This window comes from Pseudarthrobacter defluvii, from assembly GCF_030816725.1.
Lineage (GTDB): Bacteria > Actinomycetota > Actinomycetes > Actinomycetales > Micrococcaceae > Arthrobacter > Arthrobacter defluvii_A.
Window position 1 is genome coordinate 2645037 of record NZ_JAUSYG010000001.1, and the last position, 16767, is coordinate 2661803.

Genomic DNA, 16767 nt, shown 5'->3' on the forward strand with positions numbered 1-16767 from the left:
TATCGGCGGCCAGAACACTCTTGCCGTGCCCTCAGCCGGCCTGGCCCCGTCCCACCCGCAGCACTCCAACCAACTGCTCGATGACCCCTGGATCCTCGATGGTGGAGGGCACCGTATACTCCTCGCCGTCGGCTATCTGCCGCATGGTCTTTCGGAGGATCTTGCCGGAGCGCGTCTTGGGCAGGGCATCCACCACGGTTACATGCTTGAAGTCCGCCACGGCACCGATGTCCCGGCGGACCAGTGCCACCAGATCCTTGGCGAGGACGTCTTCAGGGATGTCGACCCCGGATTTGAGCACCACATAGCCGCTGGGACGCTGGCCTTTGAGGGGGTCTGCGAGGCCAACCACGGCGCACTCGGCAACGGCCGGGTGCTGCCCGATCACCTGTTCCATGGCGCCGGTGGAGAGCCGGTGGCCGGCGACATTAATGATGTCATCGGTGCGGCCCATGACGAACAGGTAGCCGTCCTCGTCGCGGTACCCGGAATCGCCGGTGGCGTAGCAGCCTTCAAAGGCCTGGAGATAGGAGGAGATGAAGCGTTCGTCGTTTCCCCACAGGGTGGTGAGGGTGCCCGGTGGCAGCGGCAGGCCCAGCACGATGTTGCCTTCGGTGCCGGGCTCCACTTCCATGCCGGCGCCATCAAGGATCCGCAGCCGGAAGCCGGGCATCGGAACACTCGGGGACCCGGCCTTGATGGGCAGCGGCTCCAGCCCCCGCGGGTTGGCACATATAGCCCAGCCGGTTTCGGTCTGCCACCAGTGGTCCACCACCGGCACACTCAGGACCCGCGAGGCCCAGTGGAACGTGTCCGTGTCCAGCCGCTCACCGGCCGTGAACAGCGTCCGCAGGCTGGACACGTCATAGTTCGTGAGCAAGGACGCGTCCGGGTCCGCCTTGCGGATGGCCCGCAGCGCCGTGGGCGCGGTAAAGAGCACGCTGACCTTGTGGTCCTGGACAACCCCGCCAGAAAGCACCGGCATCCGGGGTCCCCACCGGCTTGCCTTCGTACATCACCGTGGTGGCTCCAGCCAGCAGCGGTCCGTACACAATGTAGGAGTGCCCCACTACCCAGCCGACATCCGAGGCGGTCCACATAACGTCGCCGGGCCCGACGTCGTAGATATTCTCGAGCGTCCAGCGCAGGGCGACGGCGTGGCCTCCGTTGTCCCGCACCACCCCCTTGGGCGTACCGGTGGTTCCGGACGTGTAGAGGATGTACAGCGGGTCCGTCGCCTTCACGTCGACCGGGCCAGCGGGCTCAGCCGAGGCCATGGCCTCGTCCCAGTCCAGCCAGCCGGCGTGGTCCGCCGCCGCTGACGCAAATCCCCCGCGCGCTTTGACCAGCACGGGAATGTCCCGCGTCCCCGCCAGCTCAAGCGCCTCGGCGACGGCCGGCAGGTACTCGATCCGGCGGGCCGGTTCAATGCCGCCCGAAGCGGTCACCACTGCGGCAGGTGCGGCGTCCCTGATCCGGGCTGCAAGCTCTTTGGGCGCAAAGCCGCCGAAAACCACGGAATGGACCGCGCCCAGCCTGGCAGTGGCCAGCATGGCGATGGCCGCTTCCGGGATCATCGGCATGTAGATCACCACCCGGTCCCCTTTGCCCACGCCGTTGCCGCGGAGCACACCGGCAAAGCGCTCAACCAGGTCCAGGAGTTCCGCGTAGGTATAACGCTGCTGGGTCCCCAGCATGGCGGAGTCGTGGATCAGGGCGTCCTGCCCTCCGCGCCCCTCGGCGACATGCCGGTCCAGCGCGTTGTAGCAGGTGTTCAGGATGCCGTCCGGGAACCAGCCGTACAGTGGCGCCCGGCTGGAATCCAGGGCGTTGCTTGGCGGAGAAGTCCAGGCAATGCTATGCGCTGCCTCCAGCCAGAAAGATTCGGGCTGTTCAACGCTGCGCTGGTAGCTGTCCCGATAGCTGTTGGTGACCATGAGGTAATCCCATCCACGACATTGTGATGCAGCTCATGGTAGTGGCAAGACAGTGCGGCCGACAAGAGGTCTGTATACAGAAATGCCACCACCCGGGACTCTTCTGCCCAAAGTACTGTCCCAAGCGGCCGCTCCTGTATACACTGGTTGGGTTATCAGTGGAAGGAGCCAGCCATGCGTGCCAGTGACAAGGCGTACGCCGCCCTGCGCGACGACATCATCGAATGGCGCCTGGCCCCCGGAACGGTCCTCGCCGAAGTGGAACAATCCGAACGCCTCGGCGTCTCGCGCACGCCGCTGCGGGAAGCGCTGGGCCGCCTTACAGCGGAAGGGCTGACGACGGCGGGCGGCCGCGGCGTCGTCGTTACCGATATATCCCTTGAGGACATCGATGAGCTCTTCGAGCTGCGCGAAACACTTGAGGGCAGGGCCGCGGCACTGGCCGCCCGGCGCGGGGACGCGGCAACGTTCGAGCGCCTGCAGCACGAGCTGCTCCGGGCCCCGGAGCTTGTCAGCGGCGACGAGCCGGCACTCCACGACTACTACGAACTGGTGGGCAGGCTGGACGCTGCCATTGATGCCGCCATCTCCAATTCCTACCTGGCCCAGGCCATGCGCAGCCTGCGCGTCCACCTGGTCCGCATCCGGCGGCTGGCAGCCGACGACGCGCGCCGCCTCACGGCCGCAGCCGCCGAGCATGCCGCCATCGCAGAAGCGATCGCAGCCGGCAATCCGAAGCTCGCCGAGGCGGCCACCATCGTCCACCTGCACCGCAGCCTCTCCCACGTCAAAGCAACGCACACACCCCACCCGAAGGAGCACCATGGTTAAGGAACACCACGTCCGCGTCTACAAGAGCGAAGAAAACCTGCCCCGCGAGGACCAGCTTGCCTACAAGATCGCCCAGGTCGCGGCGGACCCCGTTGCTGTCTCCGGTGAAGTGACCGACATGGTGATCAACCGCATCATCGACAACGCGTCGGTGGCCATCGCCTCCCTGAACCGGGCTCCCATCGTCGCGGCCCGCGCCCAGGCGCTGACCCATGGCCCCAGCACCGGCGGCAAGGGCTCCAAGGTCTTCGGCATCGGCGAGCGCGTGGCACCGGAATGGGCCGCCTGGGCCAACGGAGTGGCCGTCCGCGAGCTGGACTATCACGACACCTTCCTCGCCGCCGACTATTCCCACCCCGGCGACAACATTCCCCCAATTCTCGCCGTGGCCCAGCACGTCGGCTCCAGCGGGCACGACCTGATCCGCGGCATCGCCACGGGCTATGAGATCCAGGTGAACCTGGTCAAGGCGATCTGCCTGCACAAGCACAAGATCGACCACGTGGCGCACCTTGGCCCCTCCGCGGCTGCCGGAATCGGCAGCCTGCTGGGACTCGACGTCGAAACCATCTTCCAGTCCGTGGGGCAGGCGTTGCACACCACCACCGCAACCCGGCAGTCCCGCAAGGGCGAGATTTCCACCTGGAAGGCGCACGCCCCGGCGTTCGCCGGCAAGATGGCCATTGAATCCGCAGACCGGGCCATGCGCGGCCAGACCTCTCCCGTGCCCATCTACGAAGGCGAAGACGGCGTCATCGCCTGGATGCTGGACGGCCCGGACGCGTCCTACATGGTGCCGCTCCCCACTCCGGGCGAAGCCAAGCGCGCCATCCTGGACACCTACACCAAGGAACACTCGGCCGAGTACCAGGCGCAGGCCTGGATCGACCTGGCCCGCAAGCTGCACCGCGAACACCCTGAGGTGACGGACCCGGCCAACGTCGAATCAGTCCTGATCAAGACCAGCCACCACACCCACTACGTGATCGGCTCCGGCGCCAACGATCCCCAGAAATACTCCCCCACCGCGAGCCGGGAAACCCTGGACCACTCCATCCCGTACATCTTCACCGTCGCCCTGCAGGACGGCGCCTGGCACCACGTGGACTCTTACGCTCCGCAGCGCGCTGCACGGCCGGACACCGTGGAGCTCTGGCACAAGGTGACCACCGTGGAGGATCCCGAATGGACCCGCCGGTACCACTCCCTGGACATCGCCGAGAAGGCCTTTGGCGGGTCAGTGGAGATTACGCTCAAGGACGGCTCAGTCATCACCGACGAGATCGCCGTGGCCGACGCGCACCCGCTGGGTGCCCGGCCATTCGCCCGGGAACAGTATGTCAACAAGTTCCGCACCCTCGCCGCGGGGCTGGTGGAGGAGGCCGAAATCGAAAGGTTCCTCGCCGCCGTCGAACGCCTCCCCCACCTCGCCGCGGGCGAACTGGACCAGCTGAACATCACAGCCGCCCCGGGCGTCATCGACCTGGCCGCGGCACCGAAGGGACTCTTCTGATGCTGTACTCCAAGACCACCCCGGAGCAGAAACGGATCCGTTTCCGGGAGCTGCTGTCCTCCGGCACCATCCAGCAGTTCCCGGGCGCGTTCAACCCGCTCTCGGCCCGCCTGATCGAGGAAAAAGGCTTCGCCGGGGTCTACATCTCCGGCGCCGTCCTGGCCAACGACCTGGGCCTGCCGGACATCGGGCTGACCACGCTGACGGAGGTGGCCACCCGCGCCGGCCAAATCGCCCGCATGACGGACCTGCCCTCGATCGTCGACGCCGATACCGGGTTCGGCGAGCCCATGAACGTGGCCCGCACCGTGCAGGAACTCGAAAACGCCGGCCTGGCCGGCTGCCACATCGAAGACCAGTTCAACCCCAAGCGCTGCGGCCATCTGGACGGCAAGAACGTGGTGGACCTGGACACCGCTACCAAGCGGATCCGGGCCGCCGCTGACGCGCGGCGTGACCCGAACTTCCTGATCATGGCGCGGACCGACATCCGCGCCACCGACGGCCTGGAAGCAGCCCAGGAGCGGGCCCGGGCTCTCGTGGAAGCCGGGGCGGACGCGATTTTCCCGGAAGCCATGAAGGACCTCAGCGAGTTCCAGGCCATCCGGGACGCGGTGGACGTACCCATCCTGGCCAACATGACTGAGTTCGGCAAAAGTGACCTGTTCTCCGTGGACCAGCTGGCCGGCGTCGGCGTCAACATGATCATCTATCCGGTCACCCTGCTCCGTAGTGCCATGGGCGCTGCTGAGCGTACTCTGGAATCGATCAAGTCCGACGGCACCCAGGAGGCACAGGTCCCAAGCATGTTGACCCGTGCCCGGCTCTATGACCTCGTTGACTACGAGGCCTACAACCACTTTGACACCGGGGTGTTCAACTTCCGGATCCCCGGCGTCCGGTAGGACCCGGGATCCCCGCAAGAACGAAGGAGTTTCAGCATGGCTGAAAATGAGATCAAAAAGGGCCTTGCCGGCGTCGTGGTTGACTACACCGCGGTTTCGAAGGTCAACCCGGACACGAACTCGCTGCTGTACCGGGGCTATCCCGTCCAGGAGCTGGCGGCCAAGTGCAGCTTCGAGGAAGTCGCCTACCTGCTCTGGAACGGCGAGCTGCCCACCAAGGAGCAGCTGGCCGAATTCACCGCGAGGGAGCGGGCCGGAAGGGCTCTTGACCCCGTGGTCAAGCAGGTCATCGACGCCTTGCCGGTGACGTCGCACCCGATGGATGTCTGCCGGACCGCGGCATCCGTGATGGGCGCCCGGCACCCGCTGGCCGAGGACTCCTCCCGGGAAGCGAACATGGCCAAGGCCGTGGACCTGTTCGCGGCCATGCCAGCGGTGGTGGCCTATGACCAGCGCCGCCGCCACGGCCAGGAACTCGTGGAGCCGCGCGACGACCTGGGCTATTCGGCGAACTTCCTGTGGATGGCCTTCGGAGAAGAACAGGTGCCGGAAGTGGTGGAGGCCTTCAACGTCTCGATGATCCTCTACGCCGAGCACTCCTTCAATGCGTCAACGTTCACCGCCCGCGTCATCACGTCCACACTGTCCGACCTGCACTCAGCAGTGACAGGAGCCATCGGGGCTTTGAAGGGTCCGCTGCACGGCGGTGCGAATGAAGCCGTGATGCACACTTTCGACGAGATCGGCATCCGGCAGGAGGAGTCCCTCGAGGAGGCTGCCGCGCGGGCGAAGGCCTGGATGGAGGATGCCCTGGCGCAGAAGAAAAAGGTCATGGGCTTCGGCCACCGCGTCTACAAGCACGGCGATTCCCGGGTCCCCACCATGAAGGCCGCCCTGGACAAGATGATCGCCCACTACGGCCGCCCCGAGCTGCTGGGGCTGTACAACGGCCTGGAAACGGCGATGGACGAGGCCAAAGCCATCAAGCCGAACCTCGACTACCCCGCCGGGCCCACGTACCACCTCATGGGCTTCGATACACCCACTTTTACTCCCCTGTTCGTGGCCAGCCGGATCACCGGCTGGACCGCGCACATCATGGAGCAGCTCGATGCCAACTCGCTGATCAGGCCGCTGAGTGAGTACAACGGCGTGGAGGAACGGCACCTTCCGTAGCGCCGGGCAGGAACGCCCGACGGCGGGAGGGCACTTTGGTGCCCTCCCGCCGTCGGGCGTTTAACGGCTTGGCGGTTGGCAGCTAACCCAGGAGGCTTTCAGACGAAGCGACGGATTCGTTGTCGGTGTGCATGGTGACCACCACGTTGACCCTCCGGCCCTCCAGCACCACCGGCAGCCAGTGGTCGGCGTCCTGCCACATGCGGTCCACCGGCAGGGTGTCCACCCGGAACCACTCGGGCAGGATCTCGTCGCTGGGTTCCGGTTCGCCCTGCCAGGTGCGCGCGGTAAAGAGCCGGGTGGCCATGTTCCATTCGGGCCGCGCGGGGAAGACGAACCGGACGGTTCCGGCATCCGCCAAATCTTCGTGGCGGAGCACCACGGCGGTTTCTTCAAGCACCTCACGGATCACCGCCTGCGCGTGAGTCTCCCCCGGCTCCACATGGCCACCGATGCCCACTATCTTTCCTTTGCCGAACCCGGTTTGCTTCAATCCCAGCAATACCTCGGTCCCGGTGGGACCTTCCCGCAGGAGGAAGCAGAGTGTGACAGAAGCGAATTCCATGTGCCCAACCCTATAGCCGGGTACGAGGCGGCGAGGCTATCCAGCCGCAGGGCCGTCGCCAACGAGTTCCGGCCGGAGTTCCACCGGGATTCCTTTTTGCCCGAATTCTTTGTCCATCGCCTGCTGGGGGGTCAGGCTTTGGTTGTTCAAGGCTTGGAATTCCCAGTTGAAGACACTGGAGTAGGTCTGCTGGAAGTCGCAAAGGAACCGGCCATCCCGCAGTTTGGCAATCTGGTACCACGCGTTGCCCCCATCGAGCTGGAGGGCCTTGGCTCCCTCATCCGAGATGGAGAAGGCCAGCCACCCGCCGGCACAACCCAGGACGGTGTAGAGATGTTGTTGGTCGGCGGGGATCGGAAAGATTATGCGCTGCTGGTCGCTTCGCTGCAGGTCCACGTTGTCCATGGTGCAGGGCACGCCGCCGGTGCTCAAGCCACCGGCCGCAGGGTTCCCAGGTTGAGCCGTGGAGGGTGATGCGGTGGCGGTGGGTTGTTCACTCGCAAAAGGTGTGGCATGCGGACTGGCGGGCGCAGGGTTTCCGGCTGACTCCGAGGGCGCCACGCCGGGTGTCGGCATGGGCCGCTGTGTCATGGTTCCGCCAACGTACACCGCACCAGCCACAGCTGCGGCTGCGAGGACGGTCGCGGCCGTTGTCCGGACGGCTGTCCGTCCCCGCTGGTTGCCGCGTTCCGGTGCCGGTGCCGCCAAACGGATGACTTCGGTTTCCGCAGTTGGCGCAACGGACGGGGCAGCTTCGCTTCCGGCCACCGTGTTCGGTGGCGTCGGCCGGGGTTTGGCGGCCTTCATCAACTGCTCGATGCGATCCATGGCTAGTCCTTCCGTTCGGTCATGAGATGTGCCGGTGCCGCCTTGGCGAATGCCCGGCGTGCACGGTGCAGCCGTACGGCAGCAGTTGAGGGGGAACATTCAAGGGCCTGGCCAAGTTCGGGGATGGTGAGGTCATCCCAATAACTGAGCATGAGGATCTCGCGGTCCCGCTCGCGAAGGTGGCCAAGTACTTCCGCTACCGCGGCTTGTTCCCCGGTTTCTTCCTGCAGGACGTTGCGGCCTGCCTCGTCCTGCAACCGGTCAAGGAGTTCCTGGCGGCGACGGCGCCCCCTGTATTCGTTAGCGAGCACATGCCGGGCCGTGGCGATCAGCCAGCCGATGCCGGGTGGCTCGGGAAGTTGTTTCTGCCAGGCAATTCGGAACACATCGGCCGCCAATTCCTCGGCCCGTCCCGTGTCGCTGATGCGGCACGCGATGTACCGGTAGACCCGCCCCGAATGCCGGGAATGCAGATCGATGAATGCCTGCTCTTCCGCTGTCAACATGGTATTTCCCCCCGGACACGTGATGACTTCTTCTTGAAGACTAAGTGTTCCGGGCGGGGCTGGTTCTTACAGCGGGGGGAAAATTATTCTGGGGATTGGTTGCAGCGTCAGGGGCAGGACTCGCCTCAGCCCAACGCCCTCGGGTGCGCCGCGGCGTAGATCTCGCGCAGGGTATCGGCAGTGACCAGCGTGTACACCTGGGTGGTGGTCACGGAGGCGTGGCCCAGCAGTTCCTGCACCACCCGGACGTCCGCCCCGCCTTCGAGCAGGTGGGTGGCGAACGAGTGCCGCAGCGTGTGCGGGGAAACATCCCGGGTGATGTTGGCCTTCTCCGCGGCCGCCTTCAGGATGGTCCAGGCACTCTGCCGGCTGATCCTGCCGCCGCGGGCATTGAGGAACAGCGCCGGCGTGCCCTTCCCCTTGGCGGCGAGGAGCGGCCGGCCGCGGACCAGGTAGGCGTCCAGCGCTCGGGCCCCATAGGAACCCAACGGGACCAGCCGCTCCTTCGAACCCTTTCCGAACAGCCGGACAACGGCTGGCCCGGACTCCGGTTCCGCCAGAGAGATGTCGTCCACGTCCAGCCCCACGGCTTCGCTGATCCTGGCGCCGGTGGAGTAAAGGAATTCGAGGAGTGCCCGGTCCCGCAGTCCCGTGGCGGTGTCCGTTCCAGCGGCCTCCAGGATGCGCGTCACCTCATCAACGCTGATGGCCTTCGGCAGCCGCTTGCCGGCCATCGGCGGGTGGACCTCGCTGGCCGGATCGGCCGGGGTGTACCCCTCGAGGGCCCAGAACTTGTGCAGCCCCCGGACAGCCACGACGGTCCGGGCTGCCGAGCGTACGCCAAGGGTGGAACCGCCGTCGGACCCGTCGGAGAGCGCACGGACGTAACCGGTGACGTGGTGGCGGGTGATTTCCTCGGGCCGGGTGCAGCCGGCGGCGGTGAGGTATCGGGCGTAGCGGGCCAGGTCACGGCGGTAGGCGGCCAGCGTGTTCACGGCCAGGCCGCGCTCCACGCCCATGTGCTGCAGGTAATCGGTGATGGCCCGGTCGATGGCGGGCGGAATGTCCGCAGGGACCGCGCCGGCAGAACGCACTTCCGCAGCCGGTTGGACAGACGGTGCCGCTTCAGCCGCGGGACCCGGGACCATCAGCGCTGGCTTGGGTGTGCGGGCCAGGGCGCGTCGGCGGGCCTGAGGTCTTCATAGTTGCCGGTCCGGGCGGCCGCGGCGGCAAGGATTCCGACGACGGCGGACGGGTTGTGCAGGCGGCCCGCCAGGACGGATGCCACGGCATCGTCCAGGGCGATCCAGTGGAATTCGATCTCCGCTTCCTCTTCCGTGCGCTCGTGCCGTTCGTGGTGCGGCACCTCGGTGAGGTCGCGGGCCAGGTAGATGCGGATGGCCTCGCTGGAGGATCCCGGGGAGTTAAAGACATCTGCCAGCACGTTCCACGTCCCGGCGGCGAGGTCGGCCTCCTCAGCGAGTTCGCGGGCTGCCCCCACGACGAAGTCTTCGCCTTCAACATCCAGCAGGCCCGCGGGGACCTCCCAGAGGTCCATGCCCACCGGGTGCCGGTACTGCTTCAGGAGGAGGATCTCGCCTTCGGCGTTCATGGGCAGGATGGCGACGGCGCCGGGGTGGTCGATGTAGTCGCGGGTGAGGGCGTCCCCTGACTCGGAGAGCTGGAAGGTGTCGCTGACGACGTCCCAGATCCGGCCCTGGTAGACCTTCTCCGTAGACAAAAGACGGCGCGGGCTTGGTGCATCCGAAACCTGTTTCGCAGGGGTGGCTTCAGGTGTACCAGGCATCGCGCCGTCCTTTTTCATCTCTTGGCTACTTAGCGGTAACGCTACCCGATGCTGCAGCCTCGCCGTCCGCGGGCGCAGCCGTGTCGGCAGGGGCTTGACCCGTGTCCTGGTGGTTCGCGTTCTGGTGGTCCAGGGCAGCCTTCACCAGTCCGGCGAACAGCGGGTGCGGGCGGGTGGGCCGCGAGCTCAGCTCGGGGTGGGCCTGCGTGGCCACGTAGTACGGGTGGACGTCGGCAGGCAGCTCGACGAATTCCACCAGTTTGCCGTCCGGGGACATTCCGGAGAAGACCAGGCCCTTGTCCGCGATCTGCTGGCGGTACTTGTTGTTGACCTCGTAGCGGTGCCGGTGGCGTTCGCTGACTGTGGTCTTGCCGTAGGTTCCGGCGATGACCGATCCTTCGTCGAGCTTGGCTTCGTAGAGGCCCAGGCGCATGGTTCCGCCCAGGTCGCCGCGGCCCTCGACGTACTCCAGCTGCTCCTCCATGGTGGCGATCACCGGGTACTTGGAGTCCGGCTCGAACTCGCTGGAGGAGGCGCCTTCCAGGCCCACCACGTTGCGGGCGTACTCGATGACCATGCACTGCAGGCCAAGGCACAGGCCCAGGACCGGCAGCTTGGTTTCCCGGGCGAACTTCAGGGCGCCCAGCTTGCCTTCGAGGCCGCGGATGCCGAAGCCGCCCGGCACGCAGATGGCGTCCACGCCGTCGAGCGCCTTGATGGCGCCTTCACGGGTCTCGCACTCGTCCGACGGGACCCAGCGGATCTTCACCTTGGTCTCGTTGGCGAAGCCGCCGGCGCGCAGCGCTTCGGTGACCGAGAGGTAGGCATCCGGCAGGTCGATGTACTTGCCCACCAGGGCAATCTCGACCTGGTGCTTGGGGTTGTGGACAGCCTCGAGGAGGCGGTCCCAGCTGGTCCAGTCGACATCCTTGAACGGCAGGTCCAGGGCGCGGACGATGTAGGAGTCCAGGCCCTGTGTGTGCAGGGTCTTGGGGATGTCGTAGATGCTGGGGGCGTCCGGGCACCCGATGACGGCTTCAAGGTCGACGTCGCACATGCGGCCGATCTTGGCACGCATTGCCTCGGGAATTTCGCGGTCAGACCGGATGACGATTGCTTCCGGCTGGATGCCGATGGAGCGCAGGGCTGCCACCGAGTGCTGGGTGGGCTTGGTCTTCAGTTCCTGCGAGGGCCCGATGTACGGGACCAGCGAGACGTGGACAAAGAAGACATTGCCGCGGCCCACGTCCTGGCGGACCTGGCGGGCGGATTCGAGGAACGGCTGGGATTCGATGTCGCCAACGGTGCCGCCGATTTCGGTGATGATCACGTCCGGGGCGTTTTTGCCCTCGGCGGGCAGGCGCATGCGGCGCTTGATCTCATCGGTGATGTGCGGGATGACCTGGACGGTGTCCCCCAGATATTCGCCGCGGCGTTCCTTGGCGATCACCGTGGAGTACACCTGGCCGGTGGTCACGTTCGCGGAACCTTCGAGGTTCTCGTCGAGGAAACGCTCGTAGTGCCCGATGTCCAGGTCCGTCTCGGCGCCGTCGTCGGTGACGAAGACCTCACCGTGCTGGAAGGGGTTCATCGTGCCCGGATCCACGTTGAGGTAGGGATCGAGCTTCTGCATCGTGACGGACAGGCCGCGTGCCCGGAGCAGGTGACCGAGGCTGGACGCCGTCAGACCCTTACCGAGCGAGGACGCCACACCACCGGTAACGAAAATGTGCTTTGTCATCTTGGAGGAACCCGGGAACCGGGAATTTACACGGGAATTTGATCGCTGCACCACGGAGTTCGAGCCTATCATCATTTGCGCCTTCCCGTGGGTGCCGGTCAGGCCCGCTGCGGCAGGAGCTTGGCGTCGTCCAGCAGCTCCCGGGCGTGCGCCTGGGCCGACTCCGAGTCCTCCTGGCCGGCCAGCATCCGGGCGAGCTCACGCACCCGCTCCGCCTCGTCGAGGAGGCGGACGTCGCTGGAGGTGAACCCGGTGGAGGTGCCGCCGTCGGCTCCCCTGACTGAGGTCTTGGTCACGGTGATGTGCTGGTCCGCGAAGGCGGCCACCTGCGGCAGGTGCGTCACCACCAGCACCTGCACGTGGCGTGCCAGCATGGCAAGGCGGCGGCCGATCTCGACGGCGGCGCGCCCGCCCACGCCTGCGTCCACTTCGTCGAAGACGAACGTGGGGACGGGATCGACGGCGGCCAGCACCACTTCGATGGCCAGCATCACGCGGGACAGCTCACCGCCGGACGCACCTTTGCCCAGCGGCCGGGCCGGGGCGCCGGAGTGCGGCTGCAGCAGGAAGCTGATCTCGTCCGCGCCGTACGGGCCCAGCTGCCCTGCGGAATCCAGGTTGATCACCAGGGTGGCGTCGGCCATGGCCAGGGCCTTGAGCTCGGCGCTGACCCTGGCTGACAGGTCTTTGGCGGCCTTGGCCCGGATCCTGCTGATGGCTGCCGACTGCTTCTTCAGCTCCGCTTCGGCACGGACCACCTCCGCGTCCAGGGACTCGATGCGGGAGGAATCGTCCTGCAGCTCGTCGAACCTGATGCGTGCCTTCTCCGCCCATTCCAGCACCTCGTCAATGGTGGGGGCGTATTTGCGCACCAGCTTGGCCAGGGCGGCGCGCCGGTCCTCGATCTCGGCGAGCCGTTCCGGGCCCTCGGAGTCCAGGCCCGCCTGGTAGCTCGCCAGCTCGGTGGCGATGTCGTTGAGCAGGAAGCCCACCTCCGCCAGCCGGGCGGCAGCGGACCCCAGCTCGGCGTCGTGCTCCGCCACGTGCTCCAGGGTCCGTTTGGCGGAGTCCACCAAGGTGGTGGCGTCACCTGCCTCACCGAAGTCCTCGGCAATGAGGGCCTGGTGCGCAGTGCTGGCGGCGATCCGCAACTCCTCGACGTTCGCCAGCTTCACGGCCTCGGCCTTCAGCAGTTCGTCCTCCCCCGGCTGGGGGTCCACGTCATCGATCTCAGCAAGGGCGGCCTCCAGGGATTCGGCTTCCCGGAGCCTGTCCCGCGCGGCGCTGCGCAGGCTGTCCAGTTCCGCCTGGCTCGCCTTCCAGCGGCCGTAGAGCTCCTGGTACGCCGCCAACGGCCCGGCCAGCGTCTCCCCGGCGAACTTGTCCAGGGCTTCGCGCTGCGCCGTGGCACCCTTAAGCCGGATCTGGTCCGACTGGCCGTGCACCACCACCAGTGATTCACCGATTTCTGCCAAGACACCCACCGGGGCGGCCCGGCCACCCAGGAACGCGCGGCTCCGTCCGTCCGCGCCCAGCCGGCGGGCCAGGATCAGCTCTGTGCCGCCGTCGAACTCCTCGGCGTCAGCGCCGGCATCCAGGGCACGTGCGACGGCTGGGTGTCCGATGTCGAGCTTAAGCACCGCTTCGGCGGTGGCGCTCTTGGCACCGCTCCTGACAGCCCCTGCGTCCGAGCGGGCGCCTAGCAGCAGTCCGACGGCGGTGACCACCATGGTCTTCCCCGCCCCGGTTTCGCCGGTGACCACGCTCAGCCCCGGGCCGAGCGGAAGCGTTGCGTCGGTGATGACGCCGAGATCACGGATTCTCAGTTCTTCAAGCATTGATTCACTTCGCAGTCGACGGATCGGGATCGCTGTCGGGGCCCTCAAGACGCGCGGGCAGCGGCGGCACGGGCCGGGGCGTCCGCACCACGGGAATGGGGCCCGTGTGCACGGCGTCGGACTTGGGCACCGGGCCGCGCCAGCCGTGGATTGGCAGCTGGAACTTGCGGACCAGGCGGGCTGAGAACGGGGTCTGGTGCGTGCGGGCCAGCCGGACAGGGGTGGCCGACTTGGTCACTTCCACGCGTGCGCCGGGCGGCAGGTCAACCGAGCGCCGGCCATCGCACCAGAGGACCCCCTGGGCGTCAGTCCGGCCCAGCACCTCAACGGCGAGCTTGGACCTGGGCGACACGACGAGCGGCTTGGCGAAGAGCGCATGGGCGCTGATGGGCACAATCACCAGCGCCTCCACCTCGGGCCATACCACCGGTCCACCGGCGGAAAACGCGTAGGCAGTGGAACCCGTGGGGGTTGCGAGCACAATGCCGTCGGAGCCGAAGGAGGTCAGCGGTCGCTCGTCCACCTCCGTCACCACTTCCAGCATCCGTTCGCGGTTGGCTTTTTCGATGGCGGCTTCGTTTAAAGCCCAGGTGTGCCAAATCTTCTGGCCGCGGACCCAGACCTGGACATCAATGGTCATCCGCTCTTCCACCGTGTATTCCCGGCTGGCGATCCACTCGACGGTCTGGGCCAGGTCCGCCCGCTCACTTTCGGCCAGGAACCCCACGTGGCCCAGGTTGACGCCCAGCAGGGGCACATCAACTTCCCGGACCAGTTCGGCGGCCCGCAGGATGGTTCCGTCGCCGCCCAGGACCATGACGAGTTCGACGTCGGGCAGCTGGACGTGGTCGTGGAGCACCTCCACCGGCTGGGCGAGGTGGCCAAAGAACCGCTCCATGTCACCCAGTTCGGACTCCTGCATCACGGGGACCATGCCCGACGCCTGCAGCAGGGCGCAGGCTTCCCAGGCGGCCTTCAGTGACTCCTCGCGGCCGGTGTGGGCAAGGACCAGTACACGCCTGCTCATCAGGTTCCGCTCTCTAGTGGTTCGGCCAGATTTGTCCGAGCAATGCAGCTGCTGCTGCCTCTCGCTCTTCGATCTTAGGCAAGTCTTTGGTGATCCTGCGTTTTATCCACAGGAAGTATTCGACGTTTCCGTCCTGTCCCGGCAACGGACTTGCCGCCAGCCCGCACAGGTCCAGCCCGGCGTCGAGCGCTGCGCCGGCAACCTTCTGGACGGCCATCCGCCGCTCGCGTTCCGACGTAACCACCCCCGTGCGGCCCAGCCGGTCCTTTCCTATTTCGAACTGCGGCTTGACCATCAGCACCAGGTCACCGCCGGGTTCGGTGCAGTCGGCCAGCGGCTGCACCACCAGGGTGAGGGAGATAAAGGACAGGTCCGCCACGGTCAGGGCGGCAGGGCCGGCGATGTCAGCCGGGTCCATGTACCTGACGTTCATGCCCTCATGGACGTCCACGCGGGGGTCGTTGCGGAGGTGCGGCACCAACTGGCCGTGTCCGACGTCGACCGCCACCACCTGCGCGGCACCTCGCCGAAGGAGGACGTCGGTGAAGCCCCCGGTGGAGGCACCGGCGTCGAGGCACCTTTTGCCCTGCGCCGAGACCTGGGGGAAGGCGTCGAGGGCGCCGGCCAGCTTGTGCGCGGCACGGCTGGCGTAGGTGTCGTTGTCATCGAGTTCGACGGCGAGGTCCCGGCTGTCGTCAACCTGCTGGGAGGCTTTGGCCAGGACCTGGCCACCGGAGGTGACCTTGCCGTCGGCGATGAGCGAGGCCGCGTGGGTCCGCGACCTCGCCAGGCCGCGGGCCACCAGCGCCTGGTCGAGGCGGACGGGCATCAGGCTGCCCCGCCGGCGCGATTGGCTGCCGCCCGGACCTGGTCGATAGGATCGCTGTTGAGTGCCGCCAGCAGCTCGTCGTGGAGTTCGTTGTAGACGCTTTCGTGGTCCGCGGCGGGAAGGCCGGGTATGTCGAGAAGCCTGGCCATGGCCCGTCCCACCTGCGGATCAGCGCCGTCCTGCCCGATGTCCCGCATGGCCGCGTTCGGCCACTCCGGGGCGGGCTGGGCTGTCGAGTCGTCCGGTTCGGTCAGCTCAGTCATTGAACCAGTCTAGTGATCCAGCCACACCAGCTTGGGTGCCTGGGCAGTTGCGGCCTCCGGTGTCTCCGCCCACCAGGCCGCGCACGCAGCGCGCCAGGAGTTCAGGTCGTCCTGGCTGCCAATGATGCCCACCGCTCCGTTGGCTACGCGCGCGGTCGCTTCCCCGCAAATGTAGGTGCCGTCGTCGAGCGTCACCTCCGGGTACGGGCGGTGCAGGTCCCCCAGGTCCGCGATGATGTAGTTGGGCCGTTCCGGGGAGCGGGCTGCAAGGATGGTTTCGCGGGTGTCGACGCCGGTCAGCACCGCCACGGTGGCGAAGCCGGCGTTGTTGCCGCCCAGGATGTCTGTGTCCAGCCGGTCCCCCACCACCAGGGGGCGCTCGGCCCCCAGGCGCTTGGCGGCGGAGTGGAACAGCGGCGCCTCGGGTTTACCCGCGACTTGGGGCTGCTGCCCGGTGGCGGCAGCGACGGCGGCCACCAAGGTGCCGTTCCCGGGGGCGATCCCGCGTGCCTGGGGAATGGACATGTCCGTGTTGGTGGCCACCCACAGGGCGCCGGCGTTCACAACATAGGTGGCTTCGGCCAGGTCCTTCCAGCCGATGGCGGGGCTGAAGCCCTGGACCACGGCCACCGGCTCCTCGTCCTGGCTGCCCACCGGGACCAGGCCCGCCAGCTCGATTTCCCGGGCCAGCGCCGGGCTGCCGGTAATCAGGATCCGCGACCCGGGCGCCAGCAGCGAAGCAAGCAGGTCCGCCGCCGCCTGCGAGGAACTGACCACCTGGTTGTCCTCGGCGGGTGCACCGAGTTCACGCAAGTGTGCTGCAACCTCTGCCGGCGAACGGGAGGCGTTGTTGGTTACGTACCCCAAGCCGATGCCGAGCCCGGCGAGCTGTTTCAGCGATTCAACAGCTCCGGGAATTGCGTGCGGACCTGCGTACACCACGCCGTCCAGGTCTGCCAGCAGGGCATCGAAGCGGGAAACCAGGGAAGCCTCACTCATGG

General features: G+C 66.9%; 15 protein-coding genes and 1 pseudogene. 4 read left to right on the forward strand and 12 right to left on the reverse strand.

Annotated features, from left to right (window positions below):
* Window positions 1-31: 31 nt before the first annotated feature.
* Window positions 32-1937, reverse strand: a pseudogene (locus QF031_RS12430) (propionyl-CoA synthetase).
* Between the two features lie 174 nt (window positions 1938-2111).
* Here QF031_RS12430 and QF031_RS12435 point away from each other — a divergent pair.
* The 4 genes from QF031_RS12435 to QF031_RS12450 are packed head-to-tail and all read left to right on the forward strand — an operon-like array spanning window position 2112 to window position 6362.
* The gene (locus QF031_RS12435; RefSeq protein ID WP_307428383.1) at window positions 2112-2768 is read left to right on the forward strand and encodes a GntR family transcriptional regulator; all 657 of its coding nucleotides are present in this window, start codon (window positions 2112-2114) and stop codon (window positions 2766-2768) included.
* Window positions 2761-4281 carry an MmgE/PrpD family protein gene (locus QF031_RS12440; protein WP_307428386.1) on the forward strand — a complete coding sequence of 507 codons (1521 nt, stop codon included), beginning with the start codon at window positions 2761-2763 and terminating at the stop codon, window positions 4279-4281. The genes QF031_RS12435 and QF031_RS12440 overlap by 8 nt, the downstream gene beginning before the upstream one ends.
* Window positions 4281-5186 carry a methylisocitrate lyase gene (gene prpB, locus QF031_RS12445; protein ID WP_307428389.1) on the forward strand — a complete coding sequence of 302 codons (906 nt, stop codon included), beginning with the start codon at window positions 4281-4283 and terminating at the stop codon, window positions 5184-5186. Before QF031_RS12440 ends, prpB begins: the two co-directional genes overlap by 1 nt.
* A 36-nt stretch (window positions 5187-5222) precedes the next feature.
* Entirely contained in the window at window positions 5223-6362 is a 1140-nt protein-coding gene (locus QF031_RS12450; protein ID WP_307428392.1) for a bifunctional 2-methylcitrate synthase/citrate synthase, read from the forward strand.
* 82 nt (window positions 6363-6444) lie between these two features.
* On the opposite strand, the gene QF031_RS12455 is transcribed toward QF031_RS12450, so the two are convergent.
* The 11 genes from QF031_RS12455 to QF031_RS12505 all read right to left on the reverse strand — a co-directional run bounded on the left by QF031_RS12455 (window position 6445) and on the right by QF031_RS12505 (window position 16765).
* Complete coding sequence (locus QF031_RS12455) at window positions 6445-6927, reverse strand: 8-oxo-dGTP diphosphatase (protein ID WP_307428394.1); 483 nt, start codon at window positions 6925-6927, stop codon at window positions 6445-6447.
* A 36-nt stretch (window positions 6928-6963) separates the two neighbouring features.
* Window positions 6964-7755, reverse strand: coding sequence for a hypothetical protein (locus QF031_RS12460; protein ID WP_307428397.1), 792 nt, complete (start codon window positions 7753-7755; stop codon window positions 6964-6966).
* Window positions 7756-7757: 2 nt separating this feature from the next.
* On the reverse strand, window positions 7758-8261 hold the full coding sequence (locus tag QF031_RS12465; protein ID WP_307428401.1) for an RNA polymerase sigma factor: 504 nt from the start codon (window positions 8259-8261) through the stop codon (window positions 7758-7760).
* A 125-nt stretch (window positions 8262-8386) separates the two neighbouring features.
* Window positions 8387-9409, reverse strand: coding sequence for a site-specific tyrosine recombinase XerD (gene xerD, locus QF031_RS12470; protein WP_307428403.1), 1023 nt, complete (start codon window positions 9407-9409; stop codon window positions 8387-8389).
* The gene (locus tag QF031_RS12475) at window positions 9409-10068 is read right to left on the reverse strand and encodes an NUDIX domain-containing protein (protein WP_307428406.1); all 660 of its coding nucleotides are present in this window, start codon (window positions 10066-10068) and stop codon (window positions 9409-9411) included. The genes xerD and QF031_RS12475 overlap by 1 nt, the downstream gene beginning before the upstream one ends.
* 25 nt (window positions 10069-10093) lie before the next feature.
* The gene (locus tag QF031_RS12480; protein WP_307428408.1) at window positions 10094-11881 is read right to left on the reverse strand and encodes a CTP synthase; all 1788 of its coding nucleotides are present in this window, start codon (window positions 11879-11881) and stop codon (window positions 10094-10096) included.
* Between the two features lie 26 nt (window positions 11882-11907).
* Window positions 11908-13647 (reverse strand): DNA repair protein RecN, encoded by a 1740-nt coding sequence (gene recN / locus QF031_RS12485; RefSeq protein WP_307428411.1) that lies wholly within the window; start codon window positions 13645-13647, stop codon window positions 11908-11910.
* A 4-nt stretch (window positions 13648-13651) separates the two neighbouring features.
* Window positions 13652-14674: an NAD kinase gene (locus tag QF031_RS12490; RefSeq protein WP_307428414.1), complete on the reverse strand. Its 1023-nt coding sequence runs from the start codon at window positions 14672-14674 to the stop codon at window positions 13652-13654.
* 13 nt (window positions 14675-14687) lie between these two features.
* The gene (locus QF031_RS12495) at window positions 14688-15503 is read right to left on the reverse strand and encodes a TlyA family RNA methyltransferase (protein ID WP_307428417.1); all 816 of its coding nucleotides are present in this window, start codon (window positions 15501-15503) and stop codon (window positions 14688-14690) included.
* Window positions 15503-15766 carry a hypothetical protein gene (locus QF031_RS12500; RefSeq protein WP_307428419.1) on the reverse strand — a complete coding sequence of 88 codons (264 nt, stop codon included), beginning with the start codon at window positions 15764-15766 and terminating at the stop codon, window positions 15503-15505. Before QF031_RS12500 ends, QF031_RS12495 begins: the two co-directional genes overlap by 1 nt.
* A gap of 9 nt (window positions 15767-15775) precedes the next feature.
* On the reverse strand, window positions 15776-16765 hold the full coding sequence (locus QF031_RS12505; RefSeq protein WP_307428422.1) for an HAD-IIA family hydrolase: 990 nt from the start codon (window positions 16763-16765) through the stop codon (window positions 15776-15778).
* Between the last annotated feature and the right edge of the window lie 2 nt (window positions 16766-16767).